Source organism: Micromonospora inaquosa, assembly GCF_003857055.1.
Classification (GTDB): Bacteria; Actinomycetota; Actinomycetes; order Mycobacteriales; family Micromonosporaceae; genus Micromonospora; species Micromonospora inaquosa.
Window position 1 is genome coordinate 1 of sequence record NZ_QGSZ01000227.1, and the last position, 21,542, is coordinate 21,542.

Annotated in this window: 21 protein-coding genes; 14 read left to right on the forward strand and 7 right to left on the reverse strand. The window is 71.5% G+C overall.

Features of this window, described 5'->3' with window-relative positions:
- Positions 1-969 (reverse strand): GlxA family transcriptional regulator (locus DLJ59_RS18745; protein WP_124773940.1); only part of this gene is annotated, 969 nt, incomplete at its 3' end.
- A 1-nt stretch (position 970) separates the two neighbouring features.
- Between DLJ59_RS18745 and DLJ59_RS18750 the strand changes: the two genes are divergently transcribed.
- Entirely contained in the window at positions 971-2,326 is a 1,356-nt protein-coding gene (locus DLJ59_RS18750; RefSeq protein WP_244236115.1) for an MFS transporter, read from the forward strand.
- Positions 2,327-2,339: 13 nt separating this feature from the next.
- On the opposite strand, the gene DLJ59_RS18755 is transcribed toward DLJ59_RS18750, so the two are convergent.
- From DLJ59_RS18755 to DLJ59_RS18765, 3 genes are read right to left on the reverse strand one after another with little or no spacing between them, the layout of a single operon-like run.
- Complete coding sequence (locus DLJ59_RS18755; RefSeq protein WP_124773942.1) at positions 2,340-3,044, reverse strand: RICIN domain-containing protein; 705 nt, start codon at positions 3,042-3,044, stop codon at positions 2,340-2,342.
- A 47-nt stretch (positions 3,045-3,091) separates the two neighbouring features.
- Positions 3,092-3,376 (reverse strand): DUF427 domain-containing protein, encoded by a 285-nt coding sequence (locus tag DLJ59_RS18760; protein WP_124773943.1) that lies wholly within the window; start codon positions 3,374-3,376, stop codon positions 3,092-3,094.
- Between the two features lie 38 nt (positions 3,377-3,414).
- Complete coding sequence (locus DLJ59_RS18765) at positions 3,415-3,885, reverse strand: aminoacyl-tRNA deacylase (protein ID WP_208648759.1); 471 nt, start codon at positions 3,883-3,885, stop codon at positions 3,415-3,417.
- A 93-nt stretch (positions 3,886-3,978) separates the two neighbouring features.
- Between DLJ59_RS18765 and DLJ59_RS18770 the strand changes: the two genes are divergently transcribed.
- The 8 genes from DLJ59_RS18770 to DLJ59_RS18805 all read left to right on the forward strand — a co-directional run bounded on the left by DLJ59_RS18770 (position 3,979) and on the right by DLJ59_RS18805 (position 13,018).
- The gene (locus tag DLJ59_RS18770) at positions 3,979-5,376 is read left to right on the forward strand and encodes an FAD-binding oxidoreductase (protein WP_124773945.1); all 1,398 of its coding nucleotides are present in this window, start codon (positions 3,979-3,981) and stop codon (positions 5,374-5,376) included.
- Entirely contained in the window at positions 5,373-6,716 is a 1,344-nt protein-coding gene (locus DLJ59_RS18775; protein ID WP_124773946.1) for a class I SAM-dependent methyltransferase, read from the forward strand. The genes DLJ59_RS18770 and DLJ59_RS18775 overlap by 4 nt, the downstream gene beginning before the upstream one ends.
- A gap of 100 nt (positions 6,717-6,816) precedes the next feature.
- A complete protein-coding gene (locus DLJ59_RS18780) occupies positions 6,817-7,374 on the forward strand; it encodes a winged helix-turn-helix domain-containing protein (protein ID WP_124773947.1) in 558 nt (185 codons plus the stop codon).
- Positions 7,367-8,236: an SRPBCC family protein gene (locus tag DLJ59_RS18785; protein ID WP_124773948.1), complete on the forward strand. Its 870-nt coding sequence runs from the start codon at positions 7,367-7,369 to the stop codon at positions 8,234-8,236. Before DLJ59_RS18780 ends, DLJ59_RS18785 begins: the two co-directional genes overlap by 8 nt.
- 305 nt (positions 8,237-8,541) lie before the next feature.
- Positions 8,542-8,775 (forward strand): zinc-ribbon domain-containing protein, encoded by a 234-nt coding sequence (locus tag DLJ59_RS18790; protein ID WP_124773949.1) that lies wholly within the window; start codon positions 8,542-8,544, stop codon positions 8,773-8,775.
- 353 nt (positions 8,776-9,128) lie between these two features.
- Complete coding sequence (locus DLJ59_RS18795; protein WP_208648760.1) at positions 9,129-11,384, forward strand: putative bifunctional diguanylate cyclase/phosphodiesterase; 2,256 nt, start codon at positions 9,129-9,131, stop codon at positions 11,382-11,384.
- A gap of 50 nt (positions 11,385-11,434) precedes the next feature.
- On the forward strand, positions 11,435-12,193 hold the full coding sequence (locus tag DLJ59_RS18800) for a MerR family transcriptional regulator (protein ID WP_124773950.1): 759 nt from the start codon (positions 11,435-11,437) through the stop codon (positions 12,191-12,193).
- Between the two features lie 54 nt (positions 12,194-12,247).
- Positions 12,248-13,018, forward strand: a complete 771-nt coding sequence (locus tag DLJ59_RS18805) for a hypothetical protein (protein WP_124773951.1) — start codon at positions 12,248-12,250, stop codon at positions 13,016-13,018.
- 7 nt (positions 13,019-13,025) lie between these two features.
- Here the strand turns inward: DLJ59_RS18805 and DLJ59_RS18810 are convergent, their stop codons facing one another.
- On the reverse strand, positions 13,026-14,393 hold the full coding sequence (locus DLJ59_RS18810; protein WP_124773952.1) for a serine hydrolase: 1,368 nt from the start codon (positions 14,391-14,393) through the stop codon (positions 13,026-13,028).
- 154 nt (positions 14,394-14,547) lie between these two features.
- Between DLJ59_RS18810 and DLJ59_RS18815 the strand changes: the two genes are divergently transcribed.
- Positions 14,548-14,832, forward strand: a complete 285-nt coding sequence (locus DLJ59_RS18815) for a putative quinol monooxygenase (RefSeq protein ID WP_124773953.1) — start codon at positions 14,548-14,550, stop codon at positions 14,830-14,832.
- A gap of 21 nt (positions 14,833-14,853) precedes the next feature.
- On the opposite strand, the gene DLJ59_RS18820 is transcribed toward DLJ59_RS18815, so the two are convergent.
- Entirely contained in the window at positions 14,854-16,395 is a 1,542-nt protein-coding gene (locus DLJ59_RS18820; protein ID WP_244236114.1) for a gluconokinase, read from the reverse strand.
- A gap of 171 nt (positions 16,396-16,566) precedes the next feature.
- Between DLJ59_RS18820 and DLJ59_RS18825 the strand changes: the two genes are divergently transcribed.
- The 3 genes from DLJ59_RS18825 (at position 16,567) to DLJ59_RS18835 (ending at position 19,577) form a co-directional block, all read left to right on the forward strand.
- Positions 16,567-17,718 (forward strand): hypothetical protein, encoded by a 1,152-nt coding sequence (locus tag DLJ59_RS18825; protein ID WP_124773954.1) that lies wholly within the window; start codon positions 16,567-16,569, stop codon positions 17,716-17,718.
- Between the two features lie 45 nt (positions 17,719-17,763).
- On the forward strand, positions 17,764-18,297 hold the full coding sequence (locus tag DLJ59_RS18830; protein WP_124773955.1) for a WapI family immunity protein: 534 nt from the start codon (positions 17,764-17,766) through the stop codon (positions 18,295-18,297).
- A gap of 143 nt (positions 18,298-18,440) precedes the next feature.
- Positions 18,441-19,577, forward strand: a complete 1,137-nt coding sequence (locus DLJ59_RS18835; protein WP_124773956.1) for an epoxide hydrolase family protein — start codon at positions 18,441-18,443, stop codon at positions 19,575-19,577.
- A gap of 77 nt (positions 19,578-19,654) precedes the next feature.
- Here the strand turns inward: DLJ59_RS18835 and DLJ59_RS18840 are convergent, their stop codons facing one another.
- On the reverse strand, positions 19,655-20,347 hold the full coding sequence (locus tag DLJ59_RS18840; protein ID WP_124773957.1) for a hypothetical protein: 693 nt from the start codon (positions 20,345-20,347) through the stop codon (positions 19,655-19,657).
- 152 nt (positions 20,348-20,499) lie between these two features.
- Here DLJ59_RS18840 and DLJ59_RS18845 point away from each other — a divergent pair.
- Positions 20,500-21,542, forward strand: a 1,043-nt coding sequence (locus DLJ59_RS18845) for a hypothetical protein (protein WP_124773958.1), incomplete at its 3' end; no start/stop codon positions are given.

Here is a 21,542-nt window from a genome sequence, read left to right on the forward strand (position 1 = left end):
GCGGTAGGTGGACGGGGCCACGCCGATGCGTTGGTGGAGTTGCTGGCGTAGGGCGGCGGTGGTGCCGAACCCCGAGCGGTGGGCGATCTGGTCGACGGTGAGGTCTGTCGTCTCCAGCAGCAGTCTCGCGTGGTCGGTGCGCTGTTGCAGCAGCCACTGGGCCGGGCTCAGGCCGGTCTCCGATCGGAAGCGCCGGGTGAAGGTGCGCACGCTCATCCGCGCCTGCTCGGCCAGGTCGCGGAGCGCGATCGGCTCGTGCAGCCGCTGCCGCGCCCATTCCCGGGCGCCCGCCGTGCTGGTGTCGGTCGCCTTCGGCACCGGCTGCTCGATGTACTGCGCCTGGCCGCCGTCGCGCCACGGTGGCATCACGCAGCGGCGGGCCGCCCGGTTGGCCACCTCGCTGCCGTGATCGAGGCGGATGACGTGCAGGCAGAGGTCGATGCCGGCGGCCACCCCGGCCGAGGTGAGCACCCGGTCGTCGGCGATGAAGAGCACGCCCGGGTCGAGGTCCACCCGGCCGTGCAGGTGGCGGAACCGCTCGGCGTACGCCCAGTGGGTGGTCGCCCGCCGCCCGTCCAGGAGCCCGGCGGCGGCGAGCACGAACGCCCCGGTGCAGATCGACATGATCCGGGCGCCCCGCTCGTACGCTGAGCGCAGCGCCCCGGTCACCTCCGGCTCGATGATGCCCGAGGTCAACGCGGTGCCGTCGTGGATGCCCGGGACGATCACGGTGTCGGCGGTGTCGAGCAGTTCCAAACCGTGGTCGGGGAGCACCTGGAAGCCGGCGGTGCTGCGCATCGGCTGCCCGCCCGGGGTGCACACCCGGACGTCGTAGAAGGGTGTCCCGTCGGCGGCCCGGGCGGTGCTGAAGACCTGGGACGGGGTGCCGAGGTCCAGGCCAACCACCTGGTGCAGAGCGAGTACGGCGATCCGGTGCGGGCCAGCGGTCATGGCCCGATTATTGCGCATGATGGCTTTCCGGCCACTCGTGGAGGTGAGTGGCCCGGCCCAGACTTGTTCCGTGTCCAAGAACCGCCGTCTGCATCCCGCCTGGCTGGTCGCCGCCGTCGCCTTCGTGGCGCTGGTCGGCGCGGCCGGCTTCCGCGCCACCCCGTCGGTGCTGTTGAACCCGCTGCACGAGGAGTTCGGCTGGCCACTGGCCACGATCTCCGCGGCCGTCTCGGTCAACCTGCTGCTCTACGGGCTCACCGCGCCGTTCGCGGCCGCCCTGATGGACCGGTTCGGTATCCGCCGGGTGGTCTCGACAGCGCTGCTGCTGGTCGCCGCGGGCAGCGGATTGACGGTCTTCATGACCGCCAGCTGGCAGCTCCTGCTCTGCTGGGGTGTGCTGGTGGGCGTGGGCACCGGCTCGATGGCGCTGGCGTTCGTGGCCACCGTCACCGGCCGCTGGTTCGTCCGCCGACGGGGTCTGGTGACCGGGGTTCTGACCGCCGGTGGGGCGGCCGGGCAACTGGTGTTCCTGCCACTGATCGCCATCCTGGTACGCGACCACGGTTGGCGTACCGCCGCGCTCGTGGTGGCCGCGTCGGCGCTGGCGGTCGTACCCCTGGTGGTGTGGCTGCTGCGCGAACACCCGGCGGATCTCGGCCTGCCCGCCTACGGGGCGACCGAGGTCGTCGCGGCGCCGCCAGCGACCGGTGGCGCGGCGACCCGGGCGCTGGGCGCGCTGGCGACGGCGGCCCGGACCCGACCGTTCTGGCTGCTGGCCGGAGGATTCGCGATCTGCGGGGCGACCACCAACGGCCTGGTCGGCACGCACTTCGTGCCGGCCGCGCACGACCACGGCATGGCCCAGACCACCGCGGCCGGGTTGCTCGCCCTGGTGGGGCTGTTCGACATCGTCGGCACTATCGCCTCCGGCTGGCTCACCGACCGGGTGGACAGTCGGCTGCTGCTCGGCATGTACTACGCGCTGCGAGGGCTGTCCCTGCTGGTGCTGCCGAGTCTGTTCTCCGGCACCGCCGAGCCGAGCATGCTGGTGTTCATCGTCTTCTACGGCCTGGACTGGGTGGCCACCGTGCCGCCGACCGTGGCGCTGTGCCGGGAGTACTTCGGTGCCGCCGGAGCGGTGGTGTTCGGCTGGGTGTTCGCCGCGCACCAACTCGGCGCGGCGGTCGCCGCCACCGGCGCGGGGCTGGTCCGGGACCGGCTGGGCGACTATGCGATGGCCTGGTACGTGGCGGGTGCGCTGTCGATCGGCGCCGCCGGACTGTCGTTGCTGCTGCGCCGACGACCGGGCCGAGGAGTGCCGGAGGCTGTGCTGGTCGCCGCGACCGCGCCCCGGGCCTGGAGCTACCGGGGCTGAGCGGGTCGGACGGTCAGCCGAGGGTCCACTGTTGGGCGGGGCGGCCGTCGCAGGCGCGCTGCCGGATCTCGTCGTCGGGCTCGTCGCCGTCGTCGTCGGCCTGCGCGCACCTGCCGCTGTGCGCGGCCACCAGCAGCACCGGGCCGGTGCCGGTAGGGGACAGCCGCCACTGCTGGTTGGCCCCACCGTGGCAGGGGAACTGGAGCAACCGCGCGCCGTCGTCGGTACTGCCGCCCTCGACGTCGAGGCACTGACCGTGGGCGGCATTGGTCAGCGTCACCACGTCCGCGCCAGCCGGGCTGACGACCCACTGCTGCTCCGGGCCGCCGGTGCAGACGGCCAGCTCGGCTCCCGCCTCCTTGTCGTCGCCGTCGAGCCCCAGGCAGAGCCCGGACGCGACCCGCAGCACCCGGGGCCCGGTGGTCGGTGCCGCCGAGGGCGTCGGCGACGGCTCGACCGACGGGGTCGGGCTCGGCTCGGCCGGTGGGGTGGTGGCCGCCGCCGCGCTGGACGTCGCGCCGATCGTGGCCGGCACCACCGGCTTGTCGTCGCCGTCGAGCAGCCCGGTCGCGAAGACCACCCCGAGGAGTACCCCCACCAGCCCGACCCCGAGCGCCACCCGCAGCAGCGGGTCGGTGAGCGGGCCGGAACGGGAGGCCCGTCGGCGGCCGCCGTAGACGGTGCCGGCGGGATCGGGGCGTTCCTCGGGCGCGGGCATACGGGCCATCCTCACCCACCGCCGTCGACCACGGCCAGTCGGTGCCGTCAGTCGACGACCCGGACGTCCTTCCAGAACGCCACCCGGTCACGCACCATCTCGGCGTCCGGTTTGGGCTCCGGGTAATACCAGACCGCGTCCTTGCTGGTGCTGCCCTCGTGCTCAAGGGAGTAGTAGGAGGCGGTGCCCTTCCACGGGCAGACGGTGTGCGTCGCGGAGTCGCGGATCAGGTCGTCGCGCAGGGCGGAGCGGGGGAAGTAGTGGTTGCCCTCCACCAGCACGGTGTCGTCGCTCTCCGCGACGACCAGGTCGTTCCAAACGGCTTTCGGCATGTCTCAACACTAGGCCGTGCCACCGCCCGTGCCAGTGCTCAGCGGGTGGGTTGCGGGTCGGTGACGTCGGCCACTGTGGCGTCGAGGGCGGCGATCGCGGTGTCGGCGGCGATCGCGATGGCGAGACCGCGCTCGCCGGCACCCAGCGTGATCTCCCGGCCGCGCAGTCGCTCGTCGGCGACCACCGGCCACGCCGTGCTCGCGCCGAACGGGGTGATGGTGCCGCGTTCGTAGCCGGTGGCGGCCAGGGCGCCCGCCGCGTCCGGCATGGAGAGCCGGTGCACCCCGAGCAGGGCGCGCAGCTTGGGCCAGGAGATGACCCGGTCGCCGGGGGTGAGCACGAACAGGTGATCAGCTTCACCGCGACGTACCACGATCGTTTTGACCACGTCGGGGACGGCCACACCCCGGGCAGCGGCGGCCTCCGCGAGACTGCCGACCGCACCATGGCTGACCAGCCGATATGGCAGTTGGGCGGCGTTCAGGGCGGTGATCGCTGGCGATGGCATGCCCGCCACGGTAGCCGCCGGGTCTGCCGCCGGACGGGAAACTGCCCTCGCCGACATCCCACGGTTTCCGAACGTCGAGCGTAAGGTGATCACATGCGCGCTGAGCGTGTGGATCATCCGATTGACCATGATCAAGCGGTGGACACGCTGCGGCGGTCGTACGCCGCGGTGCCCACGGGCGAGCCTGTCCGGCTGGCCAAACGCACCTCCAACCTGTTCCGCCCCCGGTCCGCTCCCCGGACCCCGGGCCTCGACGTGAGTGGCCTGAACGGTGTGCTGTCGGTCGACCCGGCCGGCCGCACCGCCGACGTGCAGGGCATGTGCACCTACGAGGACCTGGTCGACGCGACGCTGCCGCACGGGCTGATGCCACTGGTGGTGCCGCAGTTGCGCACCATCACGCTGGGCGGCGCGGTGACCGGCCTCGGGATCGAGTCGACCTCGTTCCGCAACGGCCTGCCGCATGAGTCGGTCCGGGAGCTGGACGTGCTCACCGGCTCCGGCGAGATCGTCACCGCCCGACCCGACGGCGAGCACACCGACCTGTTCACCGCGTTCCCCAACTCGCTGGGCAGCCTCGGTTACGCCACCCGGCTGCGCATCGAGCTGCAACCGGTCGGCCGGTACGTGGCGTTGCGCAACATCCGGTTCACCCAACTGGAGGCGCTCACCGACGCGATCGCCGAGGTGACCGCCACCCGGTCCTGGGCTGGCGAGCCGGTCGACGTGATGGACGGCGTGATGTTCAGCCCCGGTGAGGCGTACCTGATCCTGGGTACCTTCACCGACGCGGCCGATCCGCCGAGCGACTACACCGGTCAGGCGATCTACTACCGGTCGCTGCGCCAGCGCACCCGCGACGTGCTCACCGCGTACGACTATCTGTGGCGCTGGGACACCGACTGGTTCTGGTGCTCGGCGGCGTTCGGTGCGCAGCACCCGGTCGTGCGCAGGCTCTGGCCGGCGCGTTACCGGCGCAGCGACTTCTACCACCGACTGGTCCGGTTGGAGCACCGCCACCAGGTGGCGGCCCGGATCGACCGGCTGCGCGGGCAACCGGCCCGGGAGCGGGTCGTGCAGGACGTGGAGATCCCGCTGGACCGTACTGCTGACTTCCTGCGCTGGTTCGCCGGCGCGGTGGGGATGAACCCGGTGTGGCTGTGCCCGTTGCGACTGCGCGAGCCGTCGGGTCCTGGTTCGGCGCGGTCGTGGCCGCTGTATCCACTCCGGCCGGGGCAGGACTACGTCAACATTGGGTTCTGGGGGAGCGTGCCGATCGCGCCGGGCGCCGCCGACGGCGACGTCAACCGCACGATCGAACGCAGGGTGTCGGAGTCGGGCGGGCACAAGTCGCTCTACTCCGACGCGTACTACGACCGGGACGCCTTCGACCGCCTCTACGGGGGCGACACGTGGCGCGCGGTGAAAGACCGCTACGACCCGGACCACCGGCTGACGGGACTGTACGAAAAGGCGGTAGCACGAGCATGAGCCTGACCGACAGAGATCAAGGGGCGGCGAGCGTCCCCGCCACCCCGCCGGCGGGGGGCCGGCGCACGGGTCCGACCGTGGCGGATGTCGTCCGCGCGGTCACCACGGGGCCGTTGCCGGTGCGGATCACCGGGTACGACGGCAGCGCCGTCGGCCCGTCCGACGCGGGCATCACCCTGGCGATCCGTTCCGAGCGTGGGCTGTCGTACCTGCTCACCGCACCCGGCGACCTGGGCATGGCCCGGGCGTACGTCAGTGGTGACCTGGCGTTGCAGGGGGTGCACCCGGGTGACCCGTACGAGGCGTTGCGGGTGCTCAAGGACGAGCTGCGGTTGCGTCCACCGGCGCTCAGCGAGGGGCTGGCGCTGGTCCGTGGGCTGGGCTGGGAGCGGCTGATGCCGCCGCCGGCGCCGCCGCAGGAGGCGCAGCCTCGCTGGAAGCGGGTGATGAACGGGCTGCGGCACTCGCGGGTGCGGGACAGCACCGCCATCTCGCACCACTACGACGTCTCCAACGCCTTCTACGAGAAGGTGCTCGGCCCGTCGATGACGTACACCTGCGCGGTTTTCCGGTCTCCGGACGACACGCTGGAGCAGGCCCAGGCGGCGAAGTACGACCTGGTCGCCGGCAAGCTGGCGTTGAAGAAGGGGATGCGGCTGCTGGATGTCGGGTGCGGCTGGGGTGGCATGGTGCGCCACGCCGCGCGCGAGTACGGCGTCAAGGCCCTCGGGGTGACCCTGTCGAAGGCGCAGGCGCAGTGGGCGCAGGCGGCGATCGAGCGCGAGGGGCTGACCGGGCTGGCTGAGGTGCGGCACATGGACTACCGGGACGCGCCGGCCGAGCAGTTCGACGCCATCTCCTCGATCGGGTTGACCGAGCACATCGGGGTGCGTAACTATCCGGCCTACTTCGGGGCGTTGCGCAGTCGACTGCGGCAGGGCGGGCGGCTGCTCAACCACTGCATCACCCGGGCGGACAACCGGGCGCCGTACCGCTCGGGCGCGTTCATCGACCGGTACGTCTTCCCGGATGGTGAGCTGGCCGGTCCGGGCCGGTTGATCAGCGAGGTGCACGACGCCGGGTTCGAGGTGCACCACGAGGAGAACCTGCGCCAGCACTACGCGCTGACGCTGGCCGCCTGGTGTCGCAACCTGGTCGAGCACTGGGACTTCTGCGTCTCGGAGGTGGGCGCGGGCACCGCCCGGGTGTGGGGGCTCTACATGGCCGGGTCGCGGATGGCGTTCGAGCGTAACGGCATCCAGCTGCACCAGGTGTTGGCCACCCACAATGGCCCGAACGGCGTGAGCGGCTACCCGTTGCGACCGGACTGGTTGCCCTGACCATCTGCTGAGCGTCGCCTGAAGCCGCGTCGAGAAAGTCGGCGCGGCTTCTCGCGAAGTCATTGACAAAGAAGTTTTGTACGTACAAACTGATTTTGCCATGAGAGAGATCCTGTACCTGGAGCAGATCGAGCAGGCCGAAGTCCTGCTCAAGCCGCAGCGCGTCGAGGTGCTGCGGCAGCTGGCCGAGCCGCGCACCTGCACCGAGGTCGCGGCCCGACTCGACCAGACGCCACAACGCGTCTATTACCACGTCAAGCAACTCGTCGCGGCCGGCCTCGTCGAGCTGGTCAACGAACGCAAGGTCCGCGGCATCACCGAAGGCATCTACCAGGCCGCCGCCCAGTCCTACTGGCTCTCCCCGCGGCTCGTCGGCCGGATCGGCCTGCGCCGGGCCCGTGACGAGCTGAGCCTGGGCTACCTGCTCGACCTGATGGAGGAGGTGCAGGCCGACATCGCCGGCCTGGACCGGGCAGCACCCGAATTGCCCTCGATCGGCGTCTCCGGCGAGATCCGGGTGCCGGCCGAGCAGCGCCAACAGTTCCTGCACGACCTGCAAACCGCACTTCAGGACCTGTTCACCCGCTACGGCGGCAGCGAAGGAGATGCCTTCAAGCTGGCCGTCGCCTGCTATCCGAAAGGGAACGACAATGAGTGAGCCAATGAAGCTCCAGGCCCGTCTCTCCGCGCCCGTCGAGCGCGTCCGTCAAGCCCTGACCGACCCGGCCGAGCTGCGGCTCTGGCTGGCCGAGCACGCCGAGGTCGAGCTGCCCCAGCGGTACGAGTTCTGGGGCCGCTACACGCCCGAGGGCGACGCCCCGCATCAGCGGCTGCTGCACGCCGACGACGACACGCTGCGCTTCAGCTGGCTGCTCGACGGGGTGGAGACCACCACCGAGCTCCAGCTGACCGCCGAGGGCGCCGACAGCACCGTGCTGACGCTGACCCAGAGCCACTTCGACTTCGCCGAGGCGATGAGCGGCTCCAGCATCCGGGGCGTGCTCCAGACGTACTGGTCGCTCGCCATCGCCAACCTGGCCGCCCACCTGGACGGTCAGCCGCTGCTGCCCCGCACCGACTTCACCTCCGCCGACCTGCGGGGTGAGCTGGTCATCGCCGCCCCCGTGGACAAGGTGTGGGAGTCGCTGACCGACTCCGAGCAGGCCAGCGCCTGGTTCGGCTACCCGATCGGCATCGAGCCGTGGGTCGGTGGCCGGTACGCCATGGGCGGCTTCGAGGCCGGCTACGCGGCCAAGATCGTCGACCTGGAGCCCGGTCGGCGGATGTCGGTCGACTGGGGGCCGACCGGCGTGACGAACTGGGAGCTGGCCGAGTCGGATGGCCGGACCACGCTGACCTTCGTGCAGAGCGGCTTCGACGAGGCCAACCCGCCCTACGGGGCCTGGAGTGGGTCGGTGTCCGGGCTGTTCGAGCTGCGCCGCTTCCACGAGGTGCCGAACTGGCAGCCGATCTGGCTGCCCGCCGAGGTCCCCGGCCTGGAGCCCTCGCCGGCCAACTGAAGTCTTGATCATCTCGTCTTGATCGTGCTCGATCCGGGATGTGGTGGCCTCGTGCACGCCTGAGGCCACTGCATCCCGGACAACGCCGTGCGTGTCTCTCCCGGGCGGGAGCGTCGCTGCTGAGCGGTATACCCAGGAGTCATATTCATACCTGAGTGGTATGTGCCTTACCGGGGCGACGCCGCCCCGACGGGCGAGCACGATCTCATTGCTGGCGGCCCGCGCGGTGGGCGATGGCGGTGGTTGGTTCTGATCCGGTAGCGGAATCTGGTGACTTTTCGCTGTCGAGTGGGTACTGGCGGGCGATGTTCTTCATCTTTGGTCTGCGTACCAAGGTCGACCGGTCCGGGGTCGTGCAGCAGGTCTGCCGCCACTGCGGCAACCAGGCCGCGCAGGTGATCACCCGCCGCTCGACGAAATTCACCCTCTTCTTCATCCCTCTCATTCCGATCCGCACCCGGTACGCGCAGCAGTGCACGTTCTGCGGGGCCGAGTACGAGATCTCCAAGTCCGACGCCGATCGCCTCCCGGTCGGCTGATCCGACGATGGAACGCTTCCTCTGCTGGCTGATCGGCCGACCAACGTCCCCGGTCGACGTGGCCGTGCACACCGTTGCCCGCCCGCCCTGCACCCCCGGCCGGCGCAGACGCCGCCGCGTACGCCGTCCATTGGCCGGCACCACATTGCCCCGCTCACCCTGGAACCGGTCCGCGGGCCGCTGACCGACCGGCGAGATCGCCCGGCAGCGGATCACGGACGTGGCCAGCGGAGAGTCGGCGACGGCGTGCACGTTCGGCTCTGGCGGCGTATCTGAGCGCTGGTTAGGCTTTCGGGGTTTGCCGTGGACCGGTCCTGCCGAGGTGCACGCACGACGAAAGGGCCGGAGCGACCGTGTCCCGACAGGACGGAAAGCAGGCCACGGGGGCGGTCAACCCCGTCGGTGCGTTCGTCGCGGCTGCGGTCATCCTGCTGGAGGCGGCCTGGCTGGTCGCCGCGCTGCCCGGTGCCGCGCTGGTCAGCGACCTCGGCGCGATGCTGGTCGCCGGCTGGGCGACGCTCGCGTGTGTCGGGGTGACCCGTCGGCACCCGGCGCCGCTGCGCCGGTTCTGGGCGCTGCTCGCCGTCACCATGGCGCTCGCCGCGGCCGGCCGGGCGATCTGGACGGTGCAGCGGCTCGTCGGCGACGACCTGCCGCACACGCCGGTGGTCGGGGTGGTCTTCACCGCCGGCATCCTCACCGGCACGGCCGCGCTGCTCAGCTCGCCGTCCGCACCACGGACCGCGGTCGGTCGGGCCCGGACGTTGCTGGACGGGGTGATCGTCGCCCTGGCCCTGGTGCCGATCGGTTGGGTGCTGGTCTTCCGCGGCGTCGCCGCCGCCGAGCTGGCCGATCCGGCGCGCACCCTGGGGCTGCTCTTCCCGATGTTCGACCTGATGCAGCTCACCATCCTGGTCGCGGTCTCCGGGCCGGGCCGGCCGATGTGGCGGCCGATGAGCATCTTCGCGGCGAGCCTCACCCTGCGGGTCGTCGCCGATGTCGTCTACGTGTCGCTGGTCGCTCGCGCCGACTACACCGCCGGTCACCCGATCGACCTGTGCTGGCCGTTGAGTTACCTGCTGATCGGCCTGGCCACCCGGAACCCACCACCACCGGACTGCGACGGCACCGACGACACCGCCGAGTCGCCGCTGCCGCCCTGGTGGCGGGTGGCGTTGCCGTACCTGCCGGTGGGTGGGGCGATCATCGCTGTGGTGTTGGCCCGCCGGCCCACCGGGCAGACCCCACTGCTGGTGTTCGTGACCATGATGGTGTTGCTGGCTGCCCTCGCCGTCCGTCAGGGGTTGGCCGCCAACGAGAACCTCCGGTTGGTGGTCCGGTTGCGTCGGCTCGCGTACGGCGACCAGCTCACCGGGCTGCCCAACCGGCTGTTGTTCAACCGGCGGCTGCGGCTGGCCCTGCGCGACGGCCGGCCGGTGGCCGTGCTGCTGCTCGACCTGGACGGGTTCAAGCAGGTCAACGACCGGTTCGGGCACGCCGCCGGTGACACCCTGCTGAACGGGTTGGCGGCCCGGATGCACGCCGCCGTCAACGGTGACGGCACCATCGCCCGGCTCGGCGGTGACGAGTTCGCCGTGCTGGTCGACGGCGACCGGCCGGTGTCACCGGAACGGCTCGCGGAGCGGCTGCTGGACGCGTTGCGGCCCTCCGACGACGAGGAGGACGTGGGGGTGCACCCGTCGGCGAGCATCGGTATCGCCGAGTTCGGCCCGCAGCACGCCTCCCACACCGACCTGCTGCGCGACGCCGACATCGCCATGTACGCGGCCAAGGCGGCCGGGAAGTCCGCGTACCGGACGTGCACGCCGGCGCTGCGCGAGTCGGCCGTCTCCCGCGCCGAGCTGATCGCCGACCTGCGCCGTGCGGTCGACGAGGACCAACTGCACCTGGAGTTCCAGCCCATCGTCGACCTGGCCACCGGTGCGGTACGCAGCGCCGAGGCGCTGGTGCGCTGGCGGCACCCGCGGCTGGGGATGTTGCCGCCGTCGAGGTTCCTGCCGCTGGCCGAGGAGACCGGGCTGATCCTGCCGATCGACCGCTGGGTGATCCACGAGGCGTGCCGGGCCGCCGCGACCTGGCGGGGCCGGGTGCCGGAGGCGACCGTCGCGGTGAACATCGCCGCCGCGCACCTGCGTCGGCCGGACCTGATCGCCACGGTCACCGCGGCCACCAGCGCCGCCGGGCTGGCGCCGCGGGCGTTGACCCTGGAGTTGACCGAGTCGGCGCTGATCGAGGGGACCGAGGCGGTGCTGGAGCGGCTGCACCAGCTCCGGGAGCTGGGCATCAGGATCGCCATCGACGACTTCGGCACCGGCTACTCGTCGCTGAGCTACCTGCACCGCATTCCGGCCACGGAGCTGAAGATCGACAGGTCGTTCGTGGCCCGGCTGGGCACTGACGACCGGGCGTACGCCACGGTGGAGATGGTCACCCGGTTGGCCGGCGCTTTCGACCTGGCGGTGGTCGCCGAGGGGGTGGAGACCGAGCGCCAGCACGAGGCGGTCACCGCGATCGGCTGCCCCCGCGGTCAGGGCTATCTGTACGGGCGGCCGGACCGCCCCGCCATGGTGGGCCAGAATCGCAGTTGACTCTCACGTAGCGGCAGGCAGGAGCCTGGTTCCCGGAAGGGAGGGGGACCATGGCGTACACGGTGGGTCAGGTGGCGAAGCTCGCTGGCGTGACGGTGCGGACGCTGCACCACTACGACGAGATCGGATTGCTCTCGCCCAGCGGGCGCACCTCGGCCGGTTACCGTCGCTACGACGACGCGGACCTGCAACGGCTGCAACTCGTCCTGTACTACCGGGAGCTGGGTTTCCCGCTTGAGGAGATCGCGGCGATCATCGACGACCCGGCGGCCGATCCGGCCGCGCACCTACGCCGCCAGCACGAACTGCTGACGGTACGGCTCAAGCGGTTGCAGGAGATGGTCGCGGCGATCGAGTTCGCGATGGAGGCGAGCAAGATGAACATCCAACTCACGCCGGAGGAGCGGTTCGAGGTCTTCGGTGACGTCGACCCGGAGGAGCACCGGGCCGAGGCGGAGCAGCGGTGGGGCGACACCGACGCGTACCGGGAGTCGAGTAGGCGGGTCGCCCGCTACGGCAAGGAAGACTGGCTGCGCAACAAGGCGGAGAACGAGGAGTGGGGTCGGCGGATGGTCGCCGTGCTGGCCTCGGGGGCACCGGCGGACAGCCCGGAGGCGATGGAGTTGGCCGAGGAGCACCGGCAGCTCATCAGCCGCTGGTTCTACGAGTGCTCGTACGAGATGCAGACCGGGTTGGCCGACATGTACCTGGCCGACGAGCGGTTCACCGCGTACTACGAGAACATCGCCCCGGGGCTGGCCGGTTATCTGCACGAGGCGATCCACGCCAACGCGATCAGCCGGGCGTGACGGGGTGCGGTCCGGCTAGTCTGGCCGGACCGCACCGCCCCCGGGGAGATGACCGTGCAGAAACCGAAGCTGATCGCCGCTGTCGCCGTGCTCGTGGTGGCGGTCGGTGCCGGGGCGTGGGCGCTGGTGGTCGCCGGCGACGAGCCGGACGGGGGCCGTCCGGCGGGGTCGGCGAGCCCGGTCGACCCGGTCGGCGTGCTGAAGGCCGCCGCCGCGAAGGCCGACGAGCAGCCGTACAAGCTGACGGTGGGCACCGGTGGCGCGGACGGTGACGCCACGGTGCTGCTCTGGGACCCGAACGCGAAGCGGGGTCTGGAGACCACTTCGCTGAAGGTGCCCACCGGCGTGGTGAAGATCGAGCGGTTGACCACCGGGCCGGACGTGTACGTGCGGGTCACCGCCCCGGACCGCCGCGTCCCGGTCTGGGACGGCAAGACGTGGTGGCACGTGGGCGCACCGGCTGCCCCGGCGGCCAAGCAGGGCCTGGACAACACCCGGCTGGCCAGCACGTTGGGCGCGCCGGCGGGGGTCCGGCAGACCGCCGAGCGGGAGTACGCGGGCACCCTCGATCTGCGCCAGAGCAGCGCGGTGCTGGGCAGCGGCGTCGCCGGTGTGCTCGGTGACCGGGCCGGGGCGGTGCCGTTCACCGCGGCCGTCGACGAGCAGGGTCGGCTGGTCCGCTACCGCATCGAGTTGGCCAGTGAGCAGTCGCAGACCGCCCAGCTCGACCTGACGTACTCGGATTTCGGGCTGTTGGTGTCGGCGGACCCGCCGGCGGCGGACCTGGTCGGCGAGGATCCGCCGGCGAACATTCCGGGCGCCTGAGGTCGGCTCACTCCTCGACCGCCCCGCCGACGGGGTCGACCAGGAAGTCGTAGACGGTACGGGCCATCCGTCGGACCGTCTCGTCGCCGGTGGCCATGGGCCCGGCGGTGAGGAACGCGACGGCGGTCTCGGTGCCGGGGATCAGGTAGTAGCCGACGTCGTGTGAGGCGTCCGGCAGGTCACCGGTCTTGTGGGCCACCGGCACGCCGGGTGGCAACGCCGCCGGGATCTTCGTGTTCAGGGTCTGCTCCCGCATGAACCCGATCATCAGGTCGCGGGAGGCGGGGGTGAGAATCTCGCCGTCCCAGACCGCGCCGAGCAGCGACACCACGTCGTCCGGGCTGGTGTAGTTCTCCTCGCCGCGTTGCGCGGCGGCGCTGTCGAGCATCCGGCGGGCCAGGATGGTGGACCGCTGGTTCATCGAGTCGATCAGCGCGTTGACCGGGGCGAACCCACCCAGGTAGGTGATCAGTACGTTCGCGGCCACGTTGTCGCTGTATTTGATCAGGTACTGGGCGAGCCGGTGCAGGGTGACCACCTGCGGGAACGTCTCGAACTGCAGCTGACCGGTGCCGCCGACCACATCGTCGGGGGTGACCAGCACCCCGTCGTCGAGGAAGGCCTGTCCACAGTCGACCCGGCGCAGCAGCTCGACGAGGATCCACAGTTTGATCACGCTGGCCGCCTTGGGGCGCAGCGACCCGTTGACGGCGATCTGCTGGTCGCCGTAGCGCCCGGACAGGTCGCGGACGGTGACCCCGGCCGGGTTGAGGTTCGCGTCGGCGACCACCCGGGCGAGCTGTCCGCTGAGCGGAAACAGCCGGGCCCCGGCGATCGGGTCGGTGGGTGGTTGCGGGCTGGTGACCACCACGCCGGTCAGCGTCGTCGGCGGCCGGTGCCGTTGGATCACCTCCAGCGTGCCCTCGCTGCGCCCGACCAGCGGCACCCGGTAGCGGTAGGCGGTGCCGCCGACGACGACCGCACCGCTGGCCACCCCGGCGGCGACCCGCATGGTCGGGTCGGCGACCCGACCGGTGTCGCCGTCGCAGGCGCGGTAGCGCACCGTGTGCCCGAGCGAGTCCACAGCGAACGCCCCGCCGGGAAACGACAGCCAGGACACCTCGCTGGTCGGCTGGCGTTCCGGTGTCGGGTCCACCCCGGGCTCGTGGCTCTGACCGTCACCGGGCTCGACTCCGTACCCCGGCTCGGTCGTCTGCGCCGGGTCCGCGGCGGGCGCACGGCCCGGGTCGTCGGCGGTGGCCGGCCCGGTCGCCGCGAGCACCGCGAGCGCGACCGCCGCCGACAGCACCTTCAGGGGTACGCGGGCAGAGTTCCCCAGCAGGGAAAATGAGCGCCACTTGTCGCTTTTTCTCACGTTTGCACGATATGGAGCGTGCGGGGCGGTCGAGACCGGCGGGACTCCTGTCACCCGTCCGGGCGGCAAGGTCCCGCTGAGGGTCACACCTCACCGGTATAACGGTGACTCGCAGGTATCACCGGCCTCGGCGGTACCAACAGTGGAGGACCCAATGTTGATCATCGCTGGCAGCCTGCAGGTCGAACCGGCCGCACGCGAGGCCTACCTGTCCGGCTGCGCGCAGGTCATCGCGCAGGCCCGCGCCACCGCCGGCTGCCTCGACTTCCTGCTGGCGGCCGACCCGTTGGAGCCCGGCCGGATCCACGTCTACGAACGCTGGGAGTCCGCGGAGCAACTGGCCGCGTTCCGTGGCTCCGGACCGGACGACGGGCAGGAAGCGGAAATCCTCGACGCCGATGTGCGGCGTTACCTGATCGCCGGTGTCGAGGCGCCCTGACCCGGGGCGAGCCGGCACCGGTCACGCCGGTGGTAGGAGATCGGTGGGCAGGCCGGGTGCCATCCGGCGAATCGACGCGAAGGCGGGCGTGAGGGCGTCGTACAGCTCGGCGAAGAGCGGCAGCAGCGCCGCGTAGGTGGCGGCGGCGGCCGGGTCGGGGCGGACCGTCTCCTCGATCTGCACCAGGTCGGCGGCGAGGTCGATGCTGGGGATCAGCCCGAGAGCCTCCATGCCGAGCAGCGCCGCACCGAAGCTCGACCCCTCGTGCGCGGCCGGGAAGCTCACCGGCAGGCCGAGCACGTCGGCGAGTATCTGCCGCCACAGGCCGCTGCGGGCGAAACCGCCACCGGCCCGGATCTCGCGCACCTCGTTGCCGGCCGCGCGCACCGAGCTGAGCACCAGCGCGAGCTGCTGACAGACGCCCTCCAGCGCGGCCCGCACCAGATGCTCACGGCGGTGCGCGTGGGTCAACCCCACGTACGCGCCGCGCGGCAGGGCGCTCCAGTGTGGTGCCCGTTCGCTGTGCAGATACGGCAGCATGATGAGCCCGCCCGAGCCGACCGGCGCGCGGGCCGCCAGGGCGACCAGGTCCTCCTCGGCGTGCTCGCCCAGATCCGGGGCGAGCGCCTCGCCGGCCCACTTGAGCACGATGCCGCCGTTGTTGATCGCGCCTCCGACCGCCCAGCGCTGCTCGGTCAGCGCGTAGCAGAACACCCCGCCGAGCGGGTCCACCCCAGGCCGCTCGACCATCACCCGCATCGCGCCGCTGGTGCCGATCGAGCAGGCCACCATGCCGGGGTGCACCGCGCCCAGGCCGAGGTTCGCCAGCGGTCCGTCGCCCGCGCCGACCACCACCGGGGTGCGCTCCGGCAGGCCGGTCTCGGCCGCGCTCTGCGGGGTGAGGTTGGGCAGCACCGCGGTGGTGGCGACGAGCTGCGGGAGCTGTTCCTCGGTGATGCCGGCGATGCTCAGCGCCTCGTGGTCCCACTCCAGCGTGTAGATGTCGAGCAGGCCGGTGGCCGAGGCGATCGAGTGGTCGGTGACGAGCGCGCCGCAGAGCCGCAGCAGCACCCAGTCCTTGATGCCCACCCAGTGCGACACCCGCGCGAAGAGTTTCGGCTGCTGCTCGGCGAACCAGAGCAGCTTGGGCAGCGGCGACATCGGATGGATCGGCGTGCCGGTACGCCGGTGCAGGGCCAGCCCCGACGGTGCCGCCCGCAACCGTTCGGCCTGCGGGGTGGAGCGCGAGTCGGCCCAGGTCACCGACGGGGTGAGGGGGTTGCCGTCCCGGTCCAACCCGATCAGGCTGTGCATGGCGGAGCTGAACGACAGCCCGGCGACCGGCTGGACCAGCTCGGCCACGACGATGCTGATCGACCTGAGCACCGCATCGAGGATGAGTTGCGGGTCCTGCTCGGCGTAGCCCGGTTGCGGGTTGTTCAGCGGGTAGCCGACCAGGTGACTGCCGAGCTGCCGCCCCTCGGTGTCGTACGCGACGGTCTTCGTGCTGGTGGTGCCGATGTCGACGCCGATCACGACCCCGTGCATCGTGACTGTCGGCACGACCGTCACCCCCCTCGGAAAACATGAAACGTCGGCACCAGTATCCCCCTATCGTGCTGGTTGCTCCGCCGATCGGCCATTCCGTCCGTTTCGGCGTGTCCGGGCGGCGCGCCGCACCTGTTAAACCGGGTGACACCCCAGATTGGTGGCCTGCGCGGCGAAGGAGTCGGCGTGGCAAAGACTGATTCGACGGGTTCCACTTGGCGGTACCGGTGGGCGCACCGGCAGAACGTGCGGCGGGTCAGCACGTTCCGCGGCGCTGAGGCGGCGTGGCGGCGACGCGACGACGAGTTACGGCGGCTCCGTGCCCTGGCCGCCGACTTCCACGGCTCGGCGGCTGCCGGTGCCGGTCTGGCGTTGGAGTTGGCCGCCGACGAGGTGGTGCTCTGGGCGCTGCCCGCCGCGCAACTGGTCGAGGTGCGACACACCACCGTGCTGCCCGCGCCGGACCTCACCGTCGCCCCGCGAACCGGGCCGCTGCGTCCACGCCGCCCGGACGGCGTCCGCGTCACCGACGCCGGCATGGCCGTGATCACCAGTCGTCGGCTCGTGCTGCTCGGCGGACGCGGCCGGCGCGACTGGGCGTACGGCCGAATGACCGGCCTGGCCCACGACCCGACGGCACCGGTCACCCTGATCCAGGTGCTGGACCGGCGGCGTACCTCCGGGTTGTTGCTGCCCACCGACGCCGCGCCGGACTTCCGGTTCAAGCTCACCCTGGCCTTCGCCGACGCGATCGAACAGCGTTCCGCGGTGCTCGACCAGCTCGACGAAATGATCGCCGAGCACGCCCAGCTCAAGCCGTTCCGGCCGGCGGTGGCCACCCCCGGGCAGGCCCGACTGTCGTCCTTCGTACCCGGTGGTCGCCGGAGCATCGCGGTGGCGGCGGCCATCGCGCTGCTGGTGCCGGCGGCGCTGATCGAGTCGGACCCGTCCGACCCGACAGGTGGCGCGGAGGTCGCCGCCGCCGCCACCCCGGCGCCCACCCCGAGCGTGGCGCCGGCGCTGATCCGCCCGGCCGGCCCGGTGCTCGCGCAGAAGACCCCGCCGCCGAAGCCGCCGAAGTCACCACGCCCGTCGCCCAGCGCGACCAAGGGCGCGCGCTGCGGGGCACCGGAAAACCCGATGGGGTACGACTTCTGTGGGGGCACGCGGATCCGCAAGCCGGCCGTCGAGGTGTGCGACTGGTTCGACTGCGTACCGCAGTTCTGGGCGGGTCGCGGCTACCTCGTGCAGTGCCGCGACGGCTCGGTCAGCCTGGCCGGCGGTCGGTCCAACGCCTGCGCCGAGCACAAGGGTGTGCGACGAACCATCACAAAATGACCGATTCAGTGCGTAAAGTCCGCTTCGCTCGTCCAGAATGATCGAGTGGAGATCCGGTCTGACGATGGCGCCCGGGTGCGGATACGCCCCGTCGGCTACCAGCCCGGCGTCGACCCGCCCGACGACCCCGACGGGGTCACGCCCGGCTGGCACGACTGGCTGCTCATCGAGGTCGACGCCCGCACCGCCGACGGTCAGACCTGGTCACACCATTACCCGAGCCTCATGGTCGAGGAGGCCCGCGCGCTCGGCGGCTGGCTGCACGGGCAGGCCACCGCCGCCCTCGGGCTGAGCGCACCACCGGCGATGGTCCGGTTCACCGAACCTAACCTGGCCCTGCGCAGCCGGGTGCTGCGCCGCCGCCGGCTGGAGTTGATCGTGGAGTTCTCCGCCGAGTCGCTGCCGCCGTGGATGCGCCGCCCGTCCAGCGCGATCTACCCGCTGATCCTCACCGTCTCCGCGGACGCCCTATCCACCGCCGCCGAGCACTGGGCCGAGCACTGCGAGGCGTACCCACCGCGTACCCAGTCGCGGTTCCCGGTCCGCGACCCGATGACCGACCGGCGGCGGGCCGGCTGACGGCCTTCGCGTACGATGATCGTCGTCAGCCACGAGAGGAGGTGAGCCCGGTGACCACTCATCGTCATTCCTGGGCGCTCCTCTCGGCCGTCCCCCTCAGCTGACCTCTCGCGTCGGGGAGCGCCCTCCTTATCGGAGGACCAATGTCTTTCTCTTCCTTCCGCATCGACGTGCCCGATGCGGTCCTCGACGACCTACGGGCCCGACTGGCCCGGACCCGTTTCACCGACCGCAGCGGCGACCAGCCATGGCAGGGCGGTGTCGACCCCGACTACCTGCGGGACCTGGTGTCCTACTGGCACGACGGCTTCGACTGGCCCGCTCGCCAAGCCCAACTCAACGCGTACTCCCAGCACCTGGCCGTCGTCGGCGGCCGGAAGCTGCACTTCCTGCACGTCCGGGCCGCGCGCCCGGCGGGTACGCCCGCGCCGTTGCCGTTGATCCTCAGCCACGGCTGGCCCAGCAGCTTCGTCGAGATGCTCCCGCTGGTCGACCGCCTGACCGACCCGGACCGGCCCGGCGGCGCGTTCGACGTGGTCGTTCCCTCTCTACCCGGCTTCGGCTTCTCGGAGGTCCCGGACGAGCCGGTCACCCGGGCGTTGCTGGCTCGGACGCTGCACGAGCTGATGACCGAGGTGCTCGGCTACCAGCGCTACGGTGCCTTCGGCGGCGACGTCGGGGGAGTGGTCACCGGTTGGCTCGGTGCCCTGTACCCGGAGCAGGTGGCCGGCATCCACATGATCCACCCACCGTTCCCCGCCAGCTTCGACTCCCGTCCACTGTCGGCGGCCGAACAGGCGTACCTGGACGCCGAAACCGCGTACGACGAGACCGACGGCGGCTACAGCGCCATCATGGGCACCCGCCCGGACACCCTCGCGGCCGCGCTCGCCGACTCGCCCGCCGGGTTGGCCGCCTGGATCGTCGACAAGTACCGGGACTGGAGCGACAACCACGGTGACCTGGCGAACAGCATCGACCGGGACACCCTGCTCACCATCATCACGCTCTACTGGGCGACCGGCACGATCGGCTCGTCGTTCCGGCAGTACGCGGACTTCGGCCACAACACGCCACGACCCGACATCACGGTGCCGGCCGCGTTCACGGTGAGCACCGAACCCGCGCAGGCCGGCCTGCCCCGCTCGATCGCCGAGCGGGCCTGCCTCGACATCCGGCACTGGAGCGAGCCGGGCCGGGGCGGGCACTTCATGCCACTTGAGGAGCCGGACCTGCTCGCCGATGAGATGAGGCAGTTCTTCACCTCGCTGCGCCCGTAGTCGGGGCCCTGGGCGTCGTAGGTCCAGCGTGCCGGCGGCTGTTGTGGTGACAACCGCAGCAACCGCCGGCACCCGGGCTACGCGCCGAGCGACGCCTTCGCGGCGTCGATGGCATCGGAGAGTTCCTCGGTGTACGTGAAGCCGTCCTCGACGATGGCCATGTCGACCCCGCATTCGCGCTGCCGCGCTCGCAGCAGCGTCTCCTCCACCGGGGCCACCGGGAAGGCCAGCGGGTCGAGGCCGTTCACGCCGTCCACATCCTCGACCAGGAGCCACCTGCTCTGCTCGTCATAGACGACCACTCCGGCGGCGATGCCCCTGGTCCACTGGTCGAAGAGGGTGGCCAGGCTGGTGGCGGCACGGACCGAGTCCCAGGCGTCGGGCGAGATCTCGTAGCGCCAGATCTCACCCTCGTGGTCGCCGGCCAGGACGAACGTGTAGAGGACGACATCGAAGAAGAACAGGGGCAGTTGTTGCCGCCAGGGGAATGGCGTGCCGATCGACAACCCCAGATATTGCAGTGCGTCCCCGTCCTCCGGCCAGGGCATCCGCCACCCCACGTCGGGCAACACCTGCCGGTCGGGCCAGCGCTGCGCGTGTAACCAGGTCAACTGCTCGGCGATGCGCTCCACGTCGAAGATCCGGTGGACCTGCTCCGGCGGCTGCCCGGCGGGCGACTCGCCGTAGTCCGGCCAGTCGAGGCCGGCAGCCGTCGCCGCCAGGCGATAGTCGCGTACCGCCTCGCGCAGCACGCACATGTCATCGAGCACCAGGAAACTCCTCCGCTGCCGGGTCACGCGCAGGCTAGCCCGGCGGCCCTCGCTTCGGTGTCCGTCAATTCTCTCCTTTCGGGCGCAACGGGATGCATCGATCCGGCCCGCGTTGCCTGTCACGTACGTGAGCGGTTGTACCGCGTGTGACCGTGACCTCTGTGGCCTGTGCCCCCTGGCGGATCGCCTGGGCCGAGCGCGAGAACGAGCGCCGGCAGCGCGCGTACCGCGACGCCACCGACGCCTGGCGGCGCCGCGACGACCACCTGGGTCGGCTCCGCATCGAAGCCGCCAGCTTCCTCGGGTGTACGCAGCCCCGCAGCGGCCTGCCGGTGGAGCTTGACGACGACGAACTCGTCTTCCGCGTCCTCCCCGTCGCCACGCTCGTCGAGGCCGAGGCGCGGCACGTCCCCGGCCTGCCCACCCCGGGCGGTTTCGGCTCCCTCGCTGAGACTTCTTCCGAGGTCCTGCCGGCGGGCCTGCGGGCCGTCGACACCGGCATGGCCGTGGTGACCAGCCGGCGGGTGGCCTTCGGCGGCCGGGAACACCGGCGCGAGTGGCGGTACGCCGACCTGATCGGCCCGGCCCACCACCCCGACGTCCCGGTCACCCTGCTGCCCGATGGCGGTCGACTGTCCGGCCTCCTGGTTCCGGCGGGTGCCGTGGTGAACTTCCGCTTCTACCTCACCCTCGCGGCTGCCGACGATCGCGCTGCCGTCATCGCGCTGGTCGACGCGCTGCTGGCCGCGCATCAGGCCGCCCGGCCTGCGCCCGTTCTGTTGGCGCAACCCGACGACGCGCCGCTGACCGCGGTACGCCCCGACCGCCGGGCGCTCGGCGCTGCCGCCGTCGCGGCAGTGGTGTTCGTGACGCTCGGCCCGGGTGCTCTGGGTCCCGGTGCCCTGGGCTCTGGCGCCTGGGGTTCACACGGTCCGGTGGCCTCGGCGGAGATCGTGACCATGGAGGTCCCCAGGGCTGGGGCGGTCCTTGTTCCGATCGGCCCCGCCGCGCCGGTCGCACCCCGGTCGCGGATCGGATCGGCCGAGAGCGCCGTATGGAGCCCGGCTGTCCGACGGCCGACGCCGCCAGCCGTCTCTACAGTGGTTCCCCCTGTCGTGGCGGTGGCCCTGCCGTCGGCCGCTGCGCCGACCGTCGCACCGGCCCCGCCGACCAGTCCGGTGCCGACACCTGACCC